Annotated in this window: 10 protein-coding genes; 8 read left to right on the top strand and 2 right to left on the bottom strand. The window is 44.3% G+C overall.

Annotated elements, in window-relative coordinates:
• Positions 1-16 precede the first annotated feature (16 nt).
• The gene (locus ACFQ21_RS13805) at positions 17-1,441 is read left to right on the top strand and encodes an efflux transporter outer membrane subunit (protein WP_377579803.1); all 1,425 of its coding nucleotides are present in this window, start codon (positions 17-19) and stop codon (positions 1,439-1,441) included.
• A 220-nt stretch (positions 1,442-1,661) separates the two neighbouring features.
• Here ACFQ21_RS13805 and ACFQ21_RS13800 read toward each other — a convergent pair whose 3' ends face one another.
• Positions 1,662-1,802 carry a hypothetical protein gene (locus ACFQ21_RS13800; protein WP_377579801.1) on the bottom strand — a complete coding sequence of 47 codons (141 nt, stop codon included), beginning with the start codon at positions 1,800-1,802 and terminating at the stop codon, positions 1,662-1,664.
• A gap of 725 nt (positions 1,803-2,527) precedes the next feature.
• Here ACFQ21_RS13800 and sov point away from each other — a divergent pair.
• Positions 2,528-9,688 carry a T9SS outer membrane translocon Sov/SprA gene (gene sov / locus ACFQ21_RS13795; RefSeq protein WP_377579800.1) on the top strand — a complete coding sequence of 2,387 codons (7,161 nt, stop codon included), beginning with the start codon at positions 2,528-2,530 and terminating at the stop codon, positions 9,686-9,688.
• A 91-nt stretch (positions 9,689-9,779) separates the two neighbouring features.
• Here sov and ACFQ21_RS13790 read toward each other — a convergent pair whose 3' ends face one another.
• The gene (locus ACFQ21_RS13790; protein WP_377579799.1) at positions 9,780-10,490 is read right to left on the bottom strand and encodes a DUF4197 domain-containing protein; all 711 of its coding nucleotides are present in this window, start codon (positions 10,488-10,490) and stop codon (positions 9,780-9,782) included.
• A gap of 446 nt (positions 10,491-10,936) precedes the next feature.
• Between ACFQ21_RS13790 and ACFQ21_RS13785 the strand changes: the two genes are divergently transcribed.
• The 6 genes from ACFQ21_RS13785 (at position 10,937) to ACFQ21_RS13760 (ending at position 17,338) form a co-directional block, all read left to right on the top strand.
• Positions 10,937-12,262 (top strand): TolC family protein, encoded by a 1,326-nt coding sequence (locus ACFQ21_RS13785; protein WP_377579798.1) that lies wholly within the window; start codon positions 10,937-10,939, stop codon positions 12,260-12,262.
• Positions 12,263-12,267: 5 nt separating this feature from the next.
• Positions 12,268-13,521, top strand: coding sequence for an efflux RND transporter periplasmic adaptor subunit (locus ACFQ21_RS13780; protein ID WP_377579797.1), 1,254 nt, complete (start codon positions 12,268-12,270; stop codon positions 13,519-13,521).
• 3 nt (positions 13,522-13,524) lie between these two features.
• Positions 13,525-14,283 (top strand): ABC transporter ATP-binding protein, encoded by a 759-nt coding sequence (locus ACFQ21_RS13775; RefSeq protein ID WP_377579796.1) that lies wholly within the window; start codon positions 13,525-13,527, stop codon positions 14,281-14,283.
• A 14-nt stretch (positions 14,284-14,297) separates the two neighbouring features.
• On the top strand, positions 14,298-15,518 hold the full coding sequence (locus ACFQ21_RS13770) for an ABC transporter permease (RefSeq protein ID WP_377579795.1): 1,221 nt from the start codon (positions 14,298-14,300) through the stop codon (positions 15,516-15,518).
• A gap of 78 nt (positions 15,519-15,596) precedes the next feature.
• On the top strand, positions 15,597-16,625 hold the full coding sequence (locus ACFQ21_RS13765; protein WP_377579794.1) for a sensor histidine kinase: 1,029 nt from the start codon (positions 15,597-15,599) through the stop codon (positions 16,623-16,625).
• Positions 16,622-17,338 (top strand): LytR/AlgR family response regulator transcription factor, encoded by a 717-nt coding sequence (locus ACFQ21_RS13760; protein WP_377579793.1) that lies wholly within the window; start codon positions 16,622-16,624, stop codon positions 17,336-17,338. The genes ACFQ21_RS13765 and ACFQ21_RS13760 overlap by 4 nt, the downstream gene beginning before the upstream one ends.
• The last annotated feature ends 38 nt before the right edge of the window (positions 17,339-17,376 follow it).

The following is a 17,376-nucleotide window of genomic DNA, read 5'->3' as shown; positions in this document are numbered from 1 at the left end:
TAATTTTAAAAAAATCATGCATAGTAACCGATTTATATATAGTGGTATAGGTGTTGTGCTGTTCGCCATTATTCTGGCCGGATGTTCTGTAGGGAAAAATTATAAACGTCCGGACCTGAACGCGCCACAACAGTTTGGTACAGCGGTACCGGCAGGCGACAGCAGTATAGCAACTAAGTCATGGAAAGAATTTTTTACCGATACTACACTCGTTCGACTCATTGATAAGGCTATTGCCGGTAATTATGATCTGCAACTGGCAATTCAGCGTATATCAATATCGCAGTCATACGCAAAGCAGGCAAGAGCAGCGTGGCTCCCGGCATGGAATGCACAAGCTTCTGCTTCTACCAGTAATCCTTCTGAAAACAGTTTGAATGGTATAAGTCTCAGTAACTTTCTCGGAACAAATCACATCGAGGATTTTACACTGAGTACCAGTATCTCCTGGGAGATTGATGTGTGGGGTAAAATACGCAGACAGAAGCAGGCAGCACTCGCAGACTACCTGCAATCATTCGAAGCGGGACGTGCTGTACAAACGCAGCTCGTAGCACAAGTTGCCAATGCCTACTATAACTTGCTGATGATGGATGCACAGTTAGCCATCGCGAAACGAAATGTACTGTTAAGCGATAGTATTGTGCAGATGATACAGTTGCAGAAAACAGCGGGCGAAGTAACCGAGCTTGCCGTGCAACAAGCAAAAGCACAACAACAGAATGCAGCGTTGCTGGTGCCTCAGTTTGAGCAAGCTATCACACTTCAGGAAAACGGACTTCGCCTGTTGTTAGGCGATTGGCCCGGCGGTGTAAGCCGCACGGTTGAATTGAACCATGTAGTTGTGACTGATACAATACTGGCTGCCGGTGTACCGATCGACCTGCTGAGTCATCGTCCGGATGTACGGGCCAGTGAGAAAGCACTGGTTGCTGCGAATGCACGTGTAGGAGTAGCACAAGGTAATATGTATCCTTCTCTGAACCTTACTGCAACGGGCGGGCTAAACGCATACGAAGCCAGCAATTGGTTCTCCATGCCTGCATCATTGTTCAGTACAGTAGCAGGAAGTTTAACACAACCTATATTTCAGAGACGTGCACTGCGCACGCAACTGGAAGTTGCAAAGGCAGAACGCGAGCAACGCGTTATCGAATTCAGACAGTCAGTAACCGGGGCGGTGCATGAAGTTACCAATGCCCTTGTAAAACTTGACAAACTGAAAACGCAGCAGGATGTAGCCACAACTCGTGCAGAAACGCTGCAGCAGGCGGTGCAAAACGCCCGCCTCTTATTCAGAAGCGGCATGGCGAATTACCTCGAGGTAATTACAGCTCAAACCAATGCCCTGCAGGCCGAACTTACAAAGGCAGATGTAACCCGTCAGCAACTTAGCGCCAGGGTAGAACTATACCAGTCGCTCGGTGGAGGCTGGAAGTAAACTATATATTGATTTACAACAGAAAAGAAGAGGCGGTCAGTAATGATCGCCTCTCTTTTTTTATCCGCTTATATATAGTTCGCAGCGAGATGAAAACGTGTTATTGATTTCTAAAAGATGTAAAATATACTGGCCTGGATAACGCTGCTTCGGAAGTCAGTTTTTACGTTCGAGAGTTGAAAATCATCCACACTTGACAAGCCTGCAATATAGCGGGCACCTATTCCCAACCCTTCGATGATTGAAAACCAATACCTGCGACAGCACCGAGATCAAGTTTCTTGGCAAATTTATCTACCGGTAAATTATCAGTATCCTCTTTGGCCAAACCACTAAACTGAGGCCCTGCTTCCAGGTACAAACCAAAATTAGTTCGGTACTTTAAGAGGATGGGAACAGCAACGTAATAGTTTTTGATATCCTGTCCGGCAAAAACACCGTCTTTGATTTTAGCGCCCTGATAAGAGCGTAAAAATTTCTTCCTGTATAAAAAAGTTGTTGGTTATACGAAACGTTACAATCCCACCGGCATGGAATCCCGTCATCATATCCGATTTAAAATCTGCATTGGTGAAGTTGCTATAGTTGGCACCGGTTTTAAGCCGAAATCAAGTCGGCTAAAAATACTCTTCATAGTGCTTTGACTAAAACAATTGGCAGATACGAGCACGAGACCGAGAACAATTAATTTTTTCACGATGTGTTTATGTTTTTGTTTGCAATGAGTTGAGAACTCTGAATGTTTTTGTTGTCTCAAAATTGCAGTTGATCAAGGCTCCGGAAAGAGGAAGCTTTATGAGACGGAGACTGGCTTGAAAATTCTATTGCTGTTTTTTTTCAAGTCAGAGGACTTGAAATTGTTTAGGCACAAGTCTTCAGACTTACGCCAGTTTCATCGCGGAAATTATCGGGGTGGTCTACACATATACTGCGCTATAGATGATTATATCTTTTGAGGTCGTTACTTTCCTTGCCGCGCATTTTTACCAACGCGGTACTAAGAATCTCTTGGTATAACACGGTATAAATATATTGATATCCTTAAGCCGTTTACGACTAAACCTTCTCGTTGCAGCAGAGTATGGCATGCTCCTGCTGTCGCTACTTTTTTGTACAACGGTAACCCTATTCGCCCAGCAACGATCTGCTGTAAAAGACTCTACACACTATCAATCCGATACGAAACCAACATACCAGGCTACCGACCGGTATGGGGATCCGTTCGCCAACCCGGAAAGCCAAACACCGCTGCAGCTCAAAGATCCCGTAAAGGTAGATATAGCCATGGACACCTCCGGAACATATACCATTCAGGAGAAGATAGGCCACCTGCCTTACCGCCCGGCTTCGTCCATGACACTCGAAGAATACAAACAATACCAGGAGCGCGAGTTATTGAAAAGTTACTGGAAGAATCGCTCGCGGGCTACTGATGGTGATAGCGAAGTGAGTGGTCGGAGTCTCAATCCGAGGATATATATCAGTCCTGTGCTCGATCGAATTTTTGGAGGAAGCTATATTGAATTGGTGCCCCGCGGATTTGTGACGCTTGATTTTGGTGCATCGTTCCAGCGACTGAATAATCCATCCATTCCGATTCGTCAGCAACGCTCGGGTGGTTTTGTGTTTGATCAACAGATCAACATGAGTGTAGTAGGAAAAATAGGAGAGAAGCTGCAGGTATCCGCCAACTTTGATAATAACAATTCATTCGACTTTCAGAATAACATGAAGGTAGAGTACACCGGCTTTAAGGAAGATATACTTCAGAAGCTGGAGATTGGTAACGTAAGTCTGCCGTTAAATAATACCTTGATACAGGGCGCGCAAAATCTTTTTGGTGTAAAGGCGCAGATGCAGTTCGGAAAATTAAAAGCAACCATAATTGCTTCTACGCAGCGCGGTAAAGCATCTTCGGTTAATGTGGATGGAAACAGCAACGGACAAAATCGGCCGTTTGAAATTATAGCCTCCAACTACGATGAGAATCGTCACTTTTTCCTGGGACATTTCTTTCGCGAGAATTATGCAAAGTGGATCTCTAATACACCGCAGGTAATTTCAGGAGTAAATATCACTCGTGTGGAAGTGTATGTTCTAAACAGGAAGAGCGATACGCAAACTCTTCGCAACGTAGTAGGACTGATGGATCTTGGTGAAGGCAGAACGATCTACAACGCAGCGGTAACATCCAACGGTACGGCTATGCCTTCATCCAACGGTGCTAATAATTTATTCGCTTTTGCTACGGCACAGAATCGGGAGGCGGATGGCATCAATACCACACTTGAGAATTTTTTTGCTGATGATAACAACAACGGAACCGACTTCGAGAAGATAACGGGGGGCCGCAAATTGGCTTCTACAGAATATACTTATCATTCGCAGCTAGGGTACCTGACACTCAGTACAAAATTGCAAAACGATGAAGCACTCGCAGTCGCGTATGAATATACCTATAACGGGAAGTCTTATAAAGTCGGTGAGCTATCGGAAGACTACTCAAGTCTTGCCGATGAAGATGTGATCTTCCTGAAGTTACTGCGCCCGCGTAAAATTGCCATTCACGATTCCGAAGGCAATACCATACCAACCTGGGAGCTCATGATGAAAAATATATATAGTCTTGGGGCAACGCAGTTGTCTCAGAGCGGTTTCCAATTACGGATAATTTATCGTGATGATGCTACCGGTATTGATAATCCACAGCTGCAGGCCGGTACAACGGTGCGTACGCGGCAACTGGTAGAAATTTTTGGTCTTGATAAATTGAACACACTCAACGATCGCCAGCGTGATGGTAACTTTGATTTTGTCGAGGGTGTGACTATAAATTCAGCTTCGGGTCTGATTATATTCCCTTACCTGAAACCATTTAGCGAAGCACTGCGCGATGCTTTTGAAGACGAGCCCTCCGAGAATGCACTTATCTCCAAATATGTATATGATACCCTCTATGGTACAACACGCTCGGATGCGGCTCTCTTTGCCTCCAAGAATAAATTTTATTTAACAGGAGAATATACGGCAAGTTCTTCCAACGAAATAGTTATACCGGGTTTTGGTGTGGCGCAGGGCTCTGTGAAGGTATATGCCGGTGGAATTCTGTTAACCGAAGGAACAGACTACGTAGTCGATTATACATTTGGTAAAGTAACAATCCTAAATGAGTCTATCATGAATTCAGGAAAGGACATTGAAGTACAATATGAACAGTCGGATGCGTTCTCGTTTCAGAATAAAAGTTTACTCGGTACACGCCTGGACTATAAACTTAACGATGATGTAAATTTTGGTTCAACGCTTTTGTACTATAATGAACGTCCTGTGGTAAGTCGTAATACTGTAGGCACGGAGCCGGCGCGAAATGTTCAGTATGGTCTTGATTTTAACATCAACAAGGAGAGTCGCATGCTTACAAAACTGGTGGATGCATTGCCGTTGATCCAGACCAAAGAAAAATCATCGGTGAGTTTTACAGGAGAATTTGCGCAGCTCATTCCGGGTACATCGAATGTGATTGATGGTGAAGGCACGGGCTATATAGATGATTTTGAAAATACAACAACACCCTATTCATTGATGAGTCCGGCAGGATGGAAACTCTCCAGTGTACCGAAGACAGATGATCATCGTTTTGATCCCAGCGCTGGTGCTACCGATGATGTAACGGCTGGCTATAAACGCGCCAAGATGGCCTGGTATACCATCGATAATCAATTGCAACGTGATGGTGGGTCTCTGAAACCCGATAACATTACAGATACTGATCTCAACAATCACTACGTGCGCATGGTTGGGCCAACCGAGATCTTCCCATACAAGCAATTAACACAAGGTATCAACTACGAACAGATATTGGATATAGCGTATTTTCCGAATGAACGTGGTCCTTATAACTATAATCCTTCGCTGGATAACAATGGTCTGCTTACCAATCCGCAAAACAGTTGGGGTGCTATAACCAAGGCTGTTAGTTCTGAAACGGATTTTGATAAAGCCAATATTGAATATATAGAGTTCTGGATGATGGACCCGTTCATCAACCTCACCAGCGGTAATGGCAAAATTCTGGATGGTATATATAATAAATCCAACACGACCGGTGGACGACTCGTGTTTCAGCTTGGTAATATTTCGGAAGATGTAATGCGCGACTCACGACACGCGTTTGAGAACGGCTTACCTGCCGATGGAAATCTTGCCGGAGAGGTAGCGGCCAACAACTGGGGGTATGTTACGACCGAGCAATACCTTACCAGCAGTTTTGATAATACATCGACTACCGCGCGCGACAATCAGGATGTTGGTTTTGACGGATTGCCAGATACAAAAGAAGTTGATTACTTCAGTACCTATATTAATACGGTAAATGTAGCTGCGCGTGATAAAGTACAAAGCGACCCTTCGGCCGATAACTTTACTTACTTCCTAGATAGTAAATATGATGCTGCCAACGCGAAAATATTGCAGCGCTATAAAGACTATAACGGACAGGATGGAAACTCTCCGATTGCTTCCGGTTCAGAGATCGCATACTCCAGTTACCTGACACCGGATAATGAAGATATCAATGCTGATAATACTTTGAATGAGACAGAAGAATACTATCAGTACGATATAAGCCTGAAGCCCGGGCAACTCGTTGTTGATAATGAATATATAGTGGACAAGATCACCACGAGTAATACCAACGATCTGAAAGAATCCGTTACCTGGTATTTATTCCGTATACCCATTCGTGAATACGAAGCGAAGTTCGGCAACATTGAAGACTTCAAGTCAATCAAGTATATGCGTATGCTGCTCACGGAATTTACAGAGCCGGTAGTGCTGCGTCTGGCAAATTTCCGAATGGTAGGAAGCCACTGGCGCAGATATACTACAGACGATCTGAATGATGCCGGGTTCAGTGAAACCACCGAACCTACCTTTGATAATTTTACTGTATCGGTAGTAAACCTCGAAGAGAATGCCGTGAAAGATGTAGCGGCCAACAAGTCGGGCTATGTTATTCCCCCGGGCGTTGTGCGCGATCGTGATCAGACTTCTACTGTTTCGCGCTTGTTGAATGAGCAGTCGGTGCAGGTTTGTGTAGATGACCTGGAGGATGGAACTTCACGTGCGATCTATAAAAATCTGTCAGTCGATCTGTTCAACTATGGGCGTATCAAAATGTTTTTCCATGCAAACAGCGAGGCCGGTAATGATCAGTTATATGCTTTTATGCGCATCGGTACTGACTTCACTGAGAATTACTACGAGATACAGATACCACTAAAGATATCAGACCCGAATGATGGATCGGAGCGCGGTGTATGGCCGGAAGAAAACGAAATTAACCTGGCACTGAATGAACTATATACTTTAAAGACAGAGCGTGACAAAGCAAATTATTCGCTGACACAACTATATCCACTGGCCGGTCCGAAGGAATCCGGAAGACACTTGCTGCGTATACTCGGAAGACCTGATCTGAGCAGTGTCCTTGCTGTGATGATTGGTGTACGCAATCCGCGCTCGAGTGACAAGCGTGCCTATTCAGGTTGTGTTTGGGCGAACGAACTTCGTGTTACTGACTTTGATCGAACCGCAGGCTGGGCTGTAACTTCATCGGCTGCGATCAAGTTAGCAGACTTTGCTACTATAAACGGAGCCATAAAACATACCACATACGGATTCGGAAGCATAAGCTCCAAAATATCAGAACGTACCCGCGATGAGACAACCTCGTATGATGTATCGGCATCGGCCAATCTCGATAAACTGTTACCGGGCAATACAGGCATAAAGATACCGGTGTTTGCAAGCTATGAGAATAGTGTAGCCACTCCGAATTACGATCCGGCAAACCCGGATGTAAAATTAGCCGCAGCATTAGAGGCCTATAATTCAGAAGATGAAAAGCGGGAATATTTAAGCATCATTCGCGATCGAACCGTAAGGCGAAGTATAAATTTTACCAACGTGCGTAAAGTGAAAGTAAATCCCAATGCCCGCATCAACCTGTGGGATGTGGAGAATCTTTCGTTTAGCTACTCCTATAGTGATGCGGTGCATAAAGATTTTACCACGGCACAGAATTTACAGAAGCAGTATCGCGGATCGGTCGCCTATAATTTTAGTCCGAAGGCTACTGGCATAGAACCATTTAAAGATGTAGCCGGGCTTTCATCTCCGTGGTTGAAGTTTATCAAAGATTTTAATATAGGGCTGATGCCATCGAATATAAATGTGCGCATGGACCTCAATCGTTCGTTCACCAAGACTATATATCGAAACTCCGGTACCAGCGATGATTTTGTAGAGTCAGATCCCTCGTATGTAAAGTACTTTTTGTTTAACCGGCAGTATAACCTGCAATGGAAATTGTCCAAAAACTTGTCGTTTGATTATACTTCGCTCGCGAATGCCGTAATCGATGAGCCTGAAGGAGACATCGATACAAAAGAGAAAAAGGACAGTGTGATCCATAACCTGAAGAAGTTTGGACGAATGAAGAACTTCAATCAGGGCATAACGATAAACTATACCGTGCCATTGGATAAGTTTCCGCTGACAGACTGGCTCTCGGCCGATTATCGTTTTCATGCGGACTATACCTGGAAGGCTGGAACCTATAATAAAGTTGACTCACTGGTAAAGAATGGTGAAGATGATTTGGTGGATTCACTTGACTTTAAAAATACAATTCAGAATAGTCGCACGCAGAATGTTGCCGGGAAGGTTGATCTGGTTAAACTATATAACAAGATAAAATTCCTGAAAGCATTAAATGCACCTGCTAAACCCAGTGCGCGGACGGTTAATAACAGAACTCCTTCGCGCATGGATACTGTTAAGACAGTACCCGCACCGGTGCCCGGGTTACTCAAAGGTATACTTAAGCTTGTTATGTCGGTGCGATCGGTTAACGCAACGTATACCCTGTCCGAAGGAACAGTGTTGCCCGGATTTACCGGTACACCAAAATACTTCGGAATGGACGAAGACTGGAATGCACCCGGCTGGAGTTTTCTGTTGGGGAGTCAGAATCCGGAAGTGCGTTTCAATGCTGCACGCAATAATCTTCTTACCACCAATAAGAGCCTTACTACGATGTTCACACAGTCTCGTAACGAGAGTATTACAATCAACGCGAATCTTGAACCTACATCATCTCTCAAAATAACATTGAGTGCACGCAAGGAAAATATAGCCTCATACGAAGAGATATTCCGATATGATCCTGATCAATCAACAGATGGAACCGGTTTTGCATCGCTAAGTCCGAACCGGAGCGGTAGTTATGCTATATCTACCATCAGTATAAAAACAGCATTCAATAGCTCTAATGGCGAAGTGGAATCGGAAGTGTTTCAGAAATTTGAAGAGAACCTGTTGGTGATGAAAGACCGACTTCGCGCCATCAATGGAAATGAGTATGACACGGCCTCGCAGGATGTATTGATACCGGCCTTCATTGCTGCCTATACCGGTGGCAACGCAAGTACTACTTCTTTAACACCATTTCCTAAAATGCCAAAGCCTAACTGGCGATTAGACTATACGGGACTTAACAATCTTAAACCCTTGAAAGATATATTTCAGTCGTTCACGGTATCACACGCATATCAGGCAAGTTATGCTGTAACCGGTTATTCCAATTCGCTGGAGTATACCAATGTGGATGAACTTCGCATTGATCGATCGGTTGAAGACTACAATACGAGCTACTATGGCAAAATGGTGGATGGTACAGCTGTGCCAATATATGTGATCAGCCAGGTAGTAATGACGGAACAGTTCTCTCCCCTCATTGGCATCAATGCACGCACCAAGAGTAAAGTTACTGCGAGCCTTCAGTATAAAAAGAGACGTGATATGACGCTTACCGTTTCCAACGCACAGATTACAGAAGTGTCCACAAAAGATATATCGCTTGAAGTAGGCTTTACAAAGAACAACGTGAAGCTTCCGTTCAAATCGCAGGGACGCACTGTTGTATTGAAGAATGATGTTACTTTCCGTTTGAATGCTTCCTTCAGCGATACCCGCACCATCCAACGAAAGATTGATGATACGAATACACTCACCAGTGGAGCTATCAGTATACAACTGAGACCTACCATCAGCTATGTGGTAAATAAAAAATTGAATCTACAATTTTACTTTACCCGCACCATCAACGAACCGCTCGTTTCAAGTTCATATCGAAGAGCAACAACGAATACGGGGTTGCAGGTTCGGTATAGTTTAGCGGAGTGATTTTTAATAAGTATATAGTTCTTAATGCTATCAATAAAAAAGGGATGCAACGTGCGCTGCATCCCTCGCTTTGTAAAGTATATCGCTGTAATTACTGAGCCGAGAAAACTTTCTTCAATAGTTCTGTTGTGCGGGCAGTCGGGTTGTCGCGAATGCTTTTCTCTTCTTTCGCAACCATAACAAATAAACCGCTGATCGCTTTTTCAGTAGCATAGTCATCCAGGTTCGGATTTACTTTCTGTACCATGGGGATTTTGTTATACGTTGTTACCAGGTCTTTGTAATACTTGGTAGCATTTGTTTTCTCCAGCGATTTCTGAATTACCGGTTTGAATTTCTCGGTAAGTTGTGAAGTGGTGGTGCGTTTCAGGTATTGTGTAGCAGAATCATCTTCACCTTTTAATATAGACCATGCATCCTGTATCGTCATTTGTTTGATAGCCGTTACGAAGATTGGTTTGGCTTCTTTCGCTGCATCTTCAGCTCCCCGGTTAAGAGCGAGTACAAATTTATCCACCTGGTCGCCCATACCCATCTGGCGGAGTTTTGTTTCTACTTTTTGTACTTCCGGAGGAAACGGAATTTTTATTTCTGTATTCTTGAAATATCCATCTACCTGCGAAACGAGGTCAGAACCTTTAGACGCTCCGTTGGTGAGTGCTTCTTTTAACCCGGCTGCTACTTCTTCGGTGCTCAGCGATTCTCCTTTAACAGCTTTCTTCAGTTTGTCCAGTGAGATTTGCGCTGTAGCCATCCCGCTGAATAATGCGAAGCTTAGTAAAAGAATAAATTGTTTTTTCATGTGTGATTGAATTTAATAAATCGGTTAGTGCGCTGCTATAGTTTTAACAGTGCGTAAATATAAAAGCGTTCCTGAATATCACCTTCCGCGGGAAGCGTTTCGGAAAGTGGATGTAATAAAAAATGATAAACTGAATTTTCTCATCGTTGTCTTCCGTTGTTCATGATTCCATAATAACGTCCGCGTGCAGTATGTAATCATAGTGGAGACTGGTTCATAGATTGTGCCAGTTTTTTTGTAGACGTGTGGATGAATTATAGCGACTAGTTCCACACCAGGCCTCAGTCGCACGCACGGAGCATCGTAATATTTGATTTTTCCCTTGGATTTGCCTCCGGAAAGTCGTCCGTAAAATCAGCCCAAACTTCCAGACAACTGCTGCAAACATCGAGTCATCAAAAATAGGACTTCTGCATTTCCGTATTTCACATCAGGAATCAGGAAATATGAAGAAGAAAGTAATATATAGTTTAATCGTTGCCACGCTGTTGAGTGCTGGTGCCTTCGGGCAAACCCCGGAAGGCGGATGGGACCTGGAGCGCTGCATCGAGTATGCTGTTGCTAACAATATTACGGTAAAGCAATCGGTATTGGATCAGCAGACAGCGGAGAATAATCTCACCCGATCGAAAGCATCGCGCCTTCCTTCGTTGAGTGCGAGCGGTTCGCAGTCACTTACAAAAGGTACGAGTACTGATCCGATCACGTATGATTTCGTTTCGCAAACCATTCACTCTACCAGCGTAGGGCTTAATGCACAAGTTACACTCTATAATGGAAGCAAGATCAATAACACGATTAGACAAAATGGTTTACTCGTTTCGCAGAACTCATACTATGTAGAGGCTTCGAAGAACGATATTTCATTGCAGGTAACGGAAGCATATTTACAGGCACTGTCTTATAAAGAAGGTATAACCATTGCGGAGAATAATCTCAAATCATCCGAAGCACAGGCAACACGTTCGCAGGCATTGTTTGATGCTGGAAGTATAGCTATGAAAGATCTGGCCGATGTGAAGTCACAACTCGCCAGCGATCGCTATACTTTAGTGACAGCGAAAAACGCTTACGATCAGCAGGTGCTTACGTTGAAACAATTACTCGAGCTGGAACCCGAACAGTCTTTTGAACTGGCGTTTCCTTCGAAACAAGAAGAAGGTATATTGGTGATACCAGATAAATATACTGTATATAAGGAAGCTCTTGCCATTATGCCGGAGATAAAATCCGGAAAGCTGCAAACCGATGTTGCTACGCTCGATCTGAAAATTGCCAAGGCGGGTTATCAACCTACACTATCTATGACGGGTGGATTATCTACCGGGTATACCAACACGCAACGGTATACTTTTTCAGAGCAATTTAACAATAACTTCAATCAGCGCCTCGGGCTCACACTGAGTATACCTATATTCAATAACTTGCAGGCACGCACCAATGTTCAGAACTCGCGCATCGAAATTCAATCTGCTGAATTGAGTCTTACCTCTGCACGCAAAACACTGTATCAGAAAATTGAGAATGCACATCAGCAGGCAACGGCCGCTCAAAGTGAAATGGAAGCTGCCGCTGCGCAGAGCGATGCATCGAAGGTGGCTTACGATCTCGCACAACAACAGTATGCTGTAGGCGCTGTTAACACCGTAGACCTGCTGGTGAGCCAGAATACATACCTGCAGGCACAACAGAAATATACCCAGGCAAAATATACGGCTATACTATATTATCAGCTTCTTCAATTCTACGAAGGGAATCCTATAAAAATGTAATGACTATGAACACAACCATAAAAAAGATAGCACTTTATACCGGAGCCGTTGTTATAGCAGCATTTGCTGCTTATAAAATCTGGGTACGGGCTGAAGATAAACCGGTGCAGGTTGAGACAACCGCGGTGAAGGTAGGAACGATCAGCAATATAATTACGGCTACCGGTACCGTTGAGCCTATAACACAGGTTGAAGTAGGTACGCAGGTATCCGGTGTGATCGATCATATTTATGTTGACTATAACACCACGGTAAAGGCAGGACAGTTAATCGCAGAGCTCGACAAAACGGCATTGAAAGCTACTGCCGCTGAAGCAGCAGCAGCCTTGAACACAGCCGTAAACGAGCAGGACTATCAACAGAAGAACTTCGATAGAATCAATAAACTGCATCAAACCCGGGTAGTGAGTGATTCCGATTATGAGGAAGCACTCTATAAACTTAACAATGCAAAAGGTATAGTAGACCAGAAACGGTCTGATCTGAGCAGAGCCAAAACCAATTTGAGCTATGCCAATATATACTCTCCGATCGATGGTGTTGTTATATCCCGTTCGGTAGATGTAGGCCAGACCGTAGCAGCAAGTTATAGCACGCCAACCCTCTTTACCATCGCCCAGGATTTGAAGCAGATGCAGGTAGAGGCGAATGTCGATGAAGCCGACATTGGGCAGGTAAAGACGGGGCAGCGTGTAGTCTTTACAGTAGATGCATACCCGGACGATGAGTTCTCCGGAACGATTACACAAGTGCGTCTCGAACCCATTGAAGAGTCGAACGTGATTACCTATACCGTGATCATCAAAGCCGACAACCAGGAAGGTAAACTGATGCCGGGGCTTACTGCAAATATATCCATCTATACCTTGGAACTGAAAGATGTATTGACGCTGGAAGCAAAGGCACTGAGTTTTCAGCCGGACCCGCAGATGTTGAATACCTATCAGCAACAGCATCCGGGCGAAGTGACGCAGCCGGTAGCCGTATTAACGCGCCATGTATATACCGCGCAAGCTGTATCTACGCATGCACCGGCTGGTCAGGCAAAAAAAGTATGGGTTAAGAAAGGAACAAACATTCAGGAGCATACCATTCAGATTGGTACAACGGACGGGGTACTGGTACAAGTGTTGCAAGGTTTGAAAGCGGGTGATGAGGTGGTATACTCCATGAGTGTTGTTTCAGAGAAGGCACAGACAAGCGAAAGTACATCAGCAGGAAGTCCGTTTATGCCAAAACCTCCCGGGTCAAAGAAATAAGGTATGAAAAAGAACATCATCAAAATCGAAAACCTGAAGCGTGAATTTGTAATGGGTAACGAAACGGTTCGCGCATTGAAAGGTATATCCTTCTCGGTGGAAGAGGGCGAGTTTGTAACCATCATGGGTACGAGTGGTTCAGGTAAATCTACCCTGCTGAATATACTTGGGTGCCTGGATAAACCAACAGTGGGTTCGTATGAGATTGACAACGTTCCGGTGAGCAACCTTTCTAAAAATGAACTGGCTCATTTACGCAATGAAAAGATCGGATTTATATTCCAGTCCTATAATTTACTGCCACGCACAACGGCACTTGAAAACGTAGAGCTTCCGCTGATGTATAATGCCAGCGTATCCTCACGTGAAAGAAGAGAGCGTGCATTGGAAGCATTGCGACTGGTAGGATTGTCCAAACGAATACATCATACCCCCAACCAGCTTTCCGGTGGACAGCAGCAACGTGTTGCTATAGCCCGGGCGTTGGTTAACAACCCGGTGTTGATATTAGCGGATGAAGCTACCGGTAACCTGGATACGCGAACATCCTACGAAATTATGGCGCTCTTCCAGGAATTGAACGCCAAAGGGAAGACCATTGCTTTTGTAACACACGAGCCGGATATAGCGCTGTTCAGCAGACGCACCATCGTGTTGCGTGACGGACACATTACAAAAGATTACCCCGTAGAAAATATAGCGGATGCTGCGTTGGCCCTGGCGCAGTTGCCGAAAGAAGAAGAGTTAGAAGCGAATTCGTAAGTATATACCTATATATGAAAGCTATCAATCTTTTAAAAATAGCGTGGAAGGCTTTGCAGCGTAACAGGTTGCGTGCATTCCTTACCATGCTCGGTATTATAATCGGTGTGGCTTCGGTAATTGCCATGCTGGCGATTGGTGAAGGTTCCAAACAAAGCATCCGTAACCAGATATCAAGCATGGGATCGAACATGTTGTTTGTGCAGCCGGGCAGTGACAATCGTGGTGGTGTGCGACAGGATTTCAGTCAGTCGCAAACGCTGACGTTAGCAGACTATAAAGCGCTGAAGGAAAAGAACACTACGCTTACCGATATATCTCCGCAGGTAAATGGAAGTGGTCAGGTAATTTTCGCGAATAACAACTGGCCTACATCGATACACGGTGTTAATCCTGAGTATCTGAATATTCGTAAGCTGTCGGTGAAAGACGGAAGTATGTTTACTGATCACGATGTATTGGCTGCAACCAAAGTGGTGGTGATTGGACAGACCGTAGTGGAAAATATATTCAAGAATGGAGAAGATCCCATTGGTAAAACGATTCGCTTTAATAAAATACCATTCAAGGTAATTGGTGTGCTTGCTGAAAAAGGACAGAATACATTTGGACAGGATCAGGATGATATTATGCTGGCACCCTATACCACAGTGCAAAAACGAATACAAGCTGCTACGTATCTGCAGTCTATCTCTGCTTCTGCTAAAAGTGAAAATATAGCAGCGCAGGCTTCAGAAGAGATGTCTTCTATTCTGCGGGCATCACACAAACTGAAATCCGGAGATGAAAATGATTTTCATGTGCGTTCGCAGGAAGAACTTATCTCGACCTTTAGTGCCACCAGCGAAATCCTTACGGTGCTGCTGGTGGCTATAGCGAGTATATCGCTGGTGATAGGCGGTATAGGAATCATGAACATCATGTATGTATCTGTTACGGAACGCACGCGTGAAATTGGTTTGCGTATGGCGGTTGGCGGCCGCGGCCGGGATATACTCTTGCAGTTCCTGGTGGAAGCGATATTGATCAGCGTAACCGGTGGTATTATCGGTGTTGCGTTGGGTATTGGAAGTACGTTACTGGTGGCAAGTGTTATGAGTTGGCCTACTATTATAACCATGCAATCGCTGGTGATATCATTTACCGTATGCGCAATAACCGGTATCTTTTTCGGATGGTATCCCGCCCGTAAAGCAGCATCGCTCGACCCGATTGTAGCCTTGCGTTACGAATAAGATTGGATTTTTGGTGAGGCCAACTTTAGTTTGCAATTTAGTCTTTCAGAAAGGCGTGTACCTGATCATTGTATATATATGTTCCAGATAAGAAATTACAGGCATCAGCGTTACCTCACGGTAGTGTTACACCTGCTGGTGTGGGCTATTATTTTTAACCTGCCCATGTTGTCAACCGGGAATGCGCCCCACACCATGAAGGATTATTTCAGAAGTTGGGTGCCACCAGTAGCCTTCGCGTTGGTGTTCTATGCAAACTACTTTTACCTGATACCACGACTGTTATTCAACAAACGAACGTGGCAGTTCTTTGTCTCCAACGCCATCCTGTATGCTATAACGATTGCTTTGCTGGAAGAAGTTAAAACAATTATGATCCCTATACCGGGTCCGCATGCACCGCATGTTTTAGAGGTTGTTGTTCGTTTTATTATAGCATTCTCCATGGCTACCGGAGTAAGCGTTGCTATACGCATTACAGGCGAGTGGTTCCGATCAGAAGATATACGCAAGGACCTGGAAAAAGAGCACTTGAAATCAGAACTGGTAAATTTAAAAAATCAGTTGAATCCGCATTTCTTCTTCAACACACTCAATACAATCTACGGTCTCATAGTACAGAACCAGGAAGTGGCGCAGGATGCCGTACATCGTCTTAGTAAATTGATGCGGTATCATTTATACGATAGCAACGAACGCTACGTGCCCCTGCGAAAAGAAATCGAGTTCATGGTTCACTATATAGACCTGATGAAACTGCGCATTACCTCGAATGTTTCGGTGCAGTATAAATTTCCGGATGTTACGCACGATATTATGGTGGCCCCCCTGTTATTTATACCGCTTATTGAAAATAGTTTCAAACATGGTGTACACCTGAATAAACCTTCGGAGATTGTTATGACGCTGGAGGTGATTCACCAGAAGCAGATCGTGTTCTATATTCGCAATACATCTTTTCCGAAAAAAGAAAATGATCAGAGTGGGTCGGGTATAGGGCTCGAGAATCTGAAGAAACGTTTAAGCCTGCTATACCCGGAGCGGTATACTTTTGTAGCGGAAGAGAATGGTGCCTATTTTGACTGCACGTTAACCATTCATGTATGATCAACTGCCTGATTGTAGACGATGAACCCATTGCACTGGATATACTTGAGAGCTATGTGCGCAAAACTCCCTTCCTGGAATTGAAAGGAAGGTGCAATGGTGTTGTGGAAGCTTTGCAGCAAATGCAGCATCAGTCCATCGATCTGCTGTTTCTCGATATACAAATGCCGGATGTTAACGGTATAGAATTTTCAAGAACACTCAGCGATAAGGTGAAAGTAATTTTTACAACCGCCTTTGAACAGTATGCACTCGAAGGATTTAAAGTAAACGCACTTGATTACCTGCTAAAACCTTTTAACTACCAGGAGTTTCTGAAAGCTGCCATGAAAGCAAAAATGTGGTTCGACCTGGTAGAGAGTAAAGCGGCATCGCCTGCCGTAACCAAAGATAGTCTGCTGGTAAACTCCGATTACAAGCTGGTGAAGATCACCCTGAAAGACGTGCTATACTTTGAGGGCTTGAAAGACTATGTAAAGATATACCTGGAAGGCGCAACCAGGCCGGTTATGACGCTAATGACGTTGAAGAGTCTGGAAGAGCAACTGCCGACAGAGCAATTTATGCGCGTGCATCGTTCCTTTATTGTAAACCTGGACAGGATCAACGCGATCGAACGAAGCGCTATACTGATTGATAAAGCCTCTATACCGATTGCCGACAAGTATAAAGATCAGTTCAATGATTTTTTATCAAAGCGATTTCTGAGATAATTTTTTTAGGCCCGTAAACGAGAGAGGCGGAAAAAGGA

The sequence above is a fragment of the Ohtaekwangia kribbensis genome (assembly GCF_042676245.1).
Classification (GTDB): domain Bacteria; phylum Bacteroidota; class Bacteroidia; order Cytophagales; family Cyclobacteriaceae; genus Ohtaekwangia; species Ohtaekwangia kribbensis.
Note: the sequence above shows the minus strand (reverse complement) of the source record. Positions and strands in the feature narration are given on the sequence as shown.

Bases quoted from the DNA above. Each gene is read 5' to 3' on its own strand.
- ACFQ21_RS13805 (WP_377579803.1), top strand. From the start codon at position 17: ATGCATAGTAACCGATTTATATATAGTGGTATAGGTGTTGTGCTGTTC.
- sov (WP_377579800.1), top strand. From the start codon at position 2,528: ATGCTCCTGCTGTCGCTACTTTTTTGTACAACGGTAACCCTATTCGCC.
- ACFQ21_RS13790 (WP_377579799.1), bottom strand. From the start codon at position 10,490: ATGAAAAAACAATTTATTCTTTTACTAAGCTTCGCATTATTCAGCGGG.
- ACFQ21_RS13785 (WP_377579798.1), top strand. From the start codon at position 10,937: ATGAAGAAGAAAGTAATATATAGTTTAATCGTTGCCACGCTGTTGAGT.
- ACFQ21_RS13780 (WP_377579797.1), top strand. From the start codon at position 12,268: ATGAACACAACCATAAAAAAGATAGCACTTTATACCGGAGCCGTTGTT.
- ACFQ21_RS13775 (WP_377579796.1), top strand. From the start codon at position 13,525: ATGAAAAAGAACATCATCAAAATCGAAAACCTGAAGCGTGAATTTGTA.
- ACFQ21_RS13770 (WP_377579795.1), top strand. From the start codon at position 14,298: ATGAAAGCTATCAATCTTTTAAAAATAGCGTGGAAGGCTTTGCAGCGT.
- ACFQ21_RS13765 (WP_377579794.1), top strand. From the start codon at position 15,597: ATGTTCCAGATAAGAAATTACAGGCATCAGCGTTACCTCACGGTAGTG.
- ACFQ21_RS13760 (WP_377579793.1), top strand. From the start codon at position 16,622: ATGATCAACTGCCTGATTGTAGACGATGAACCCATTGCACTGGATATA.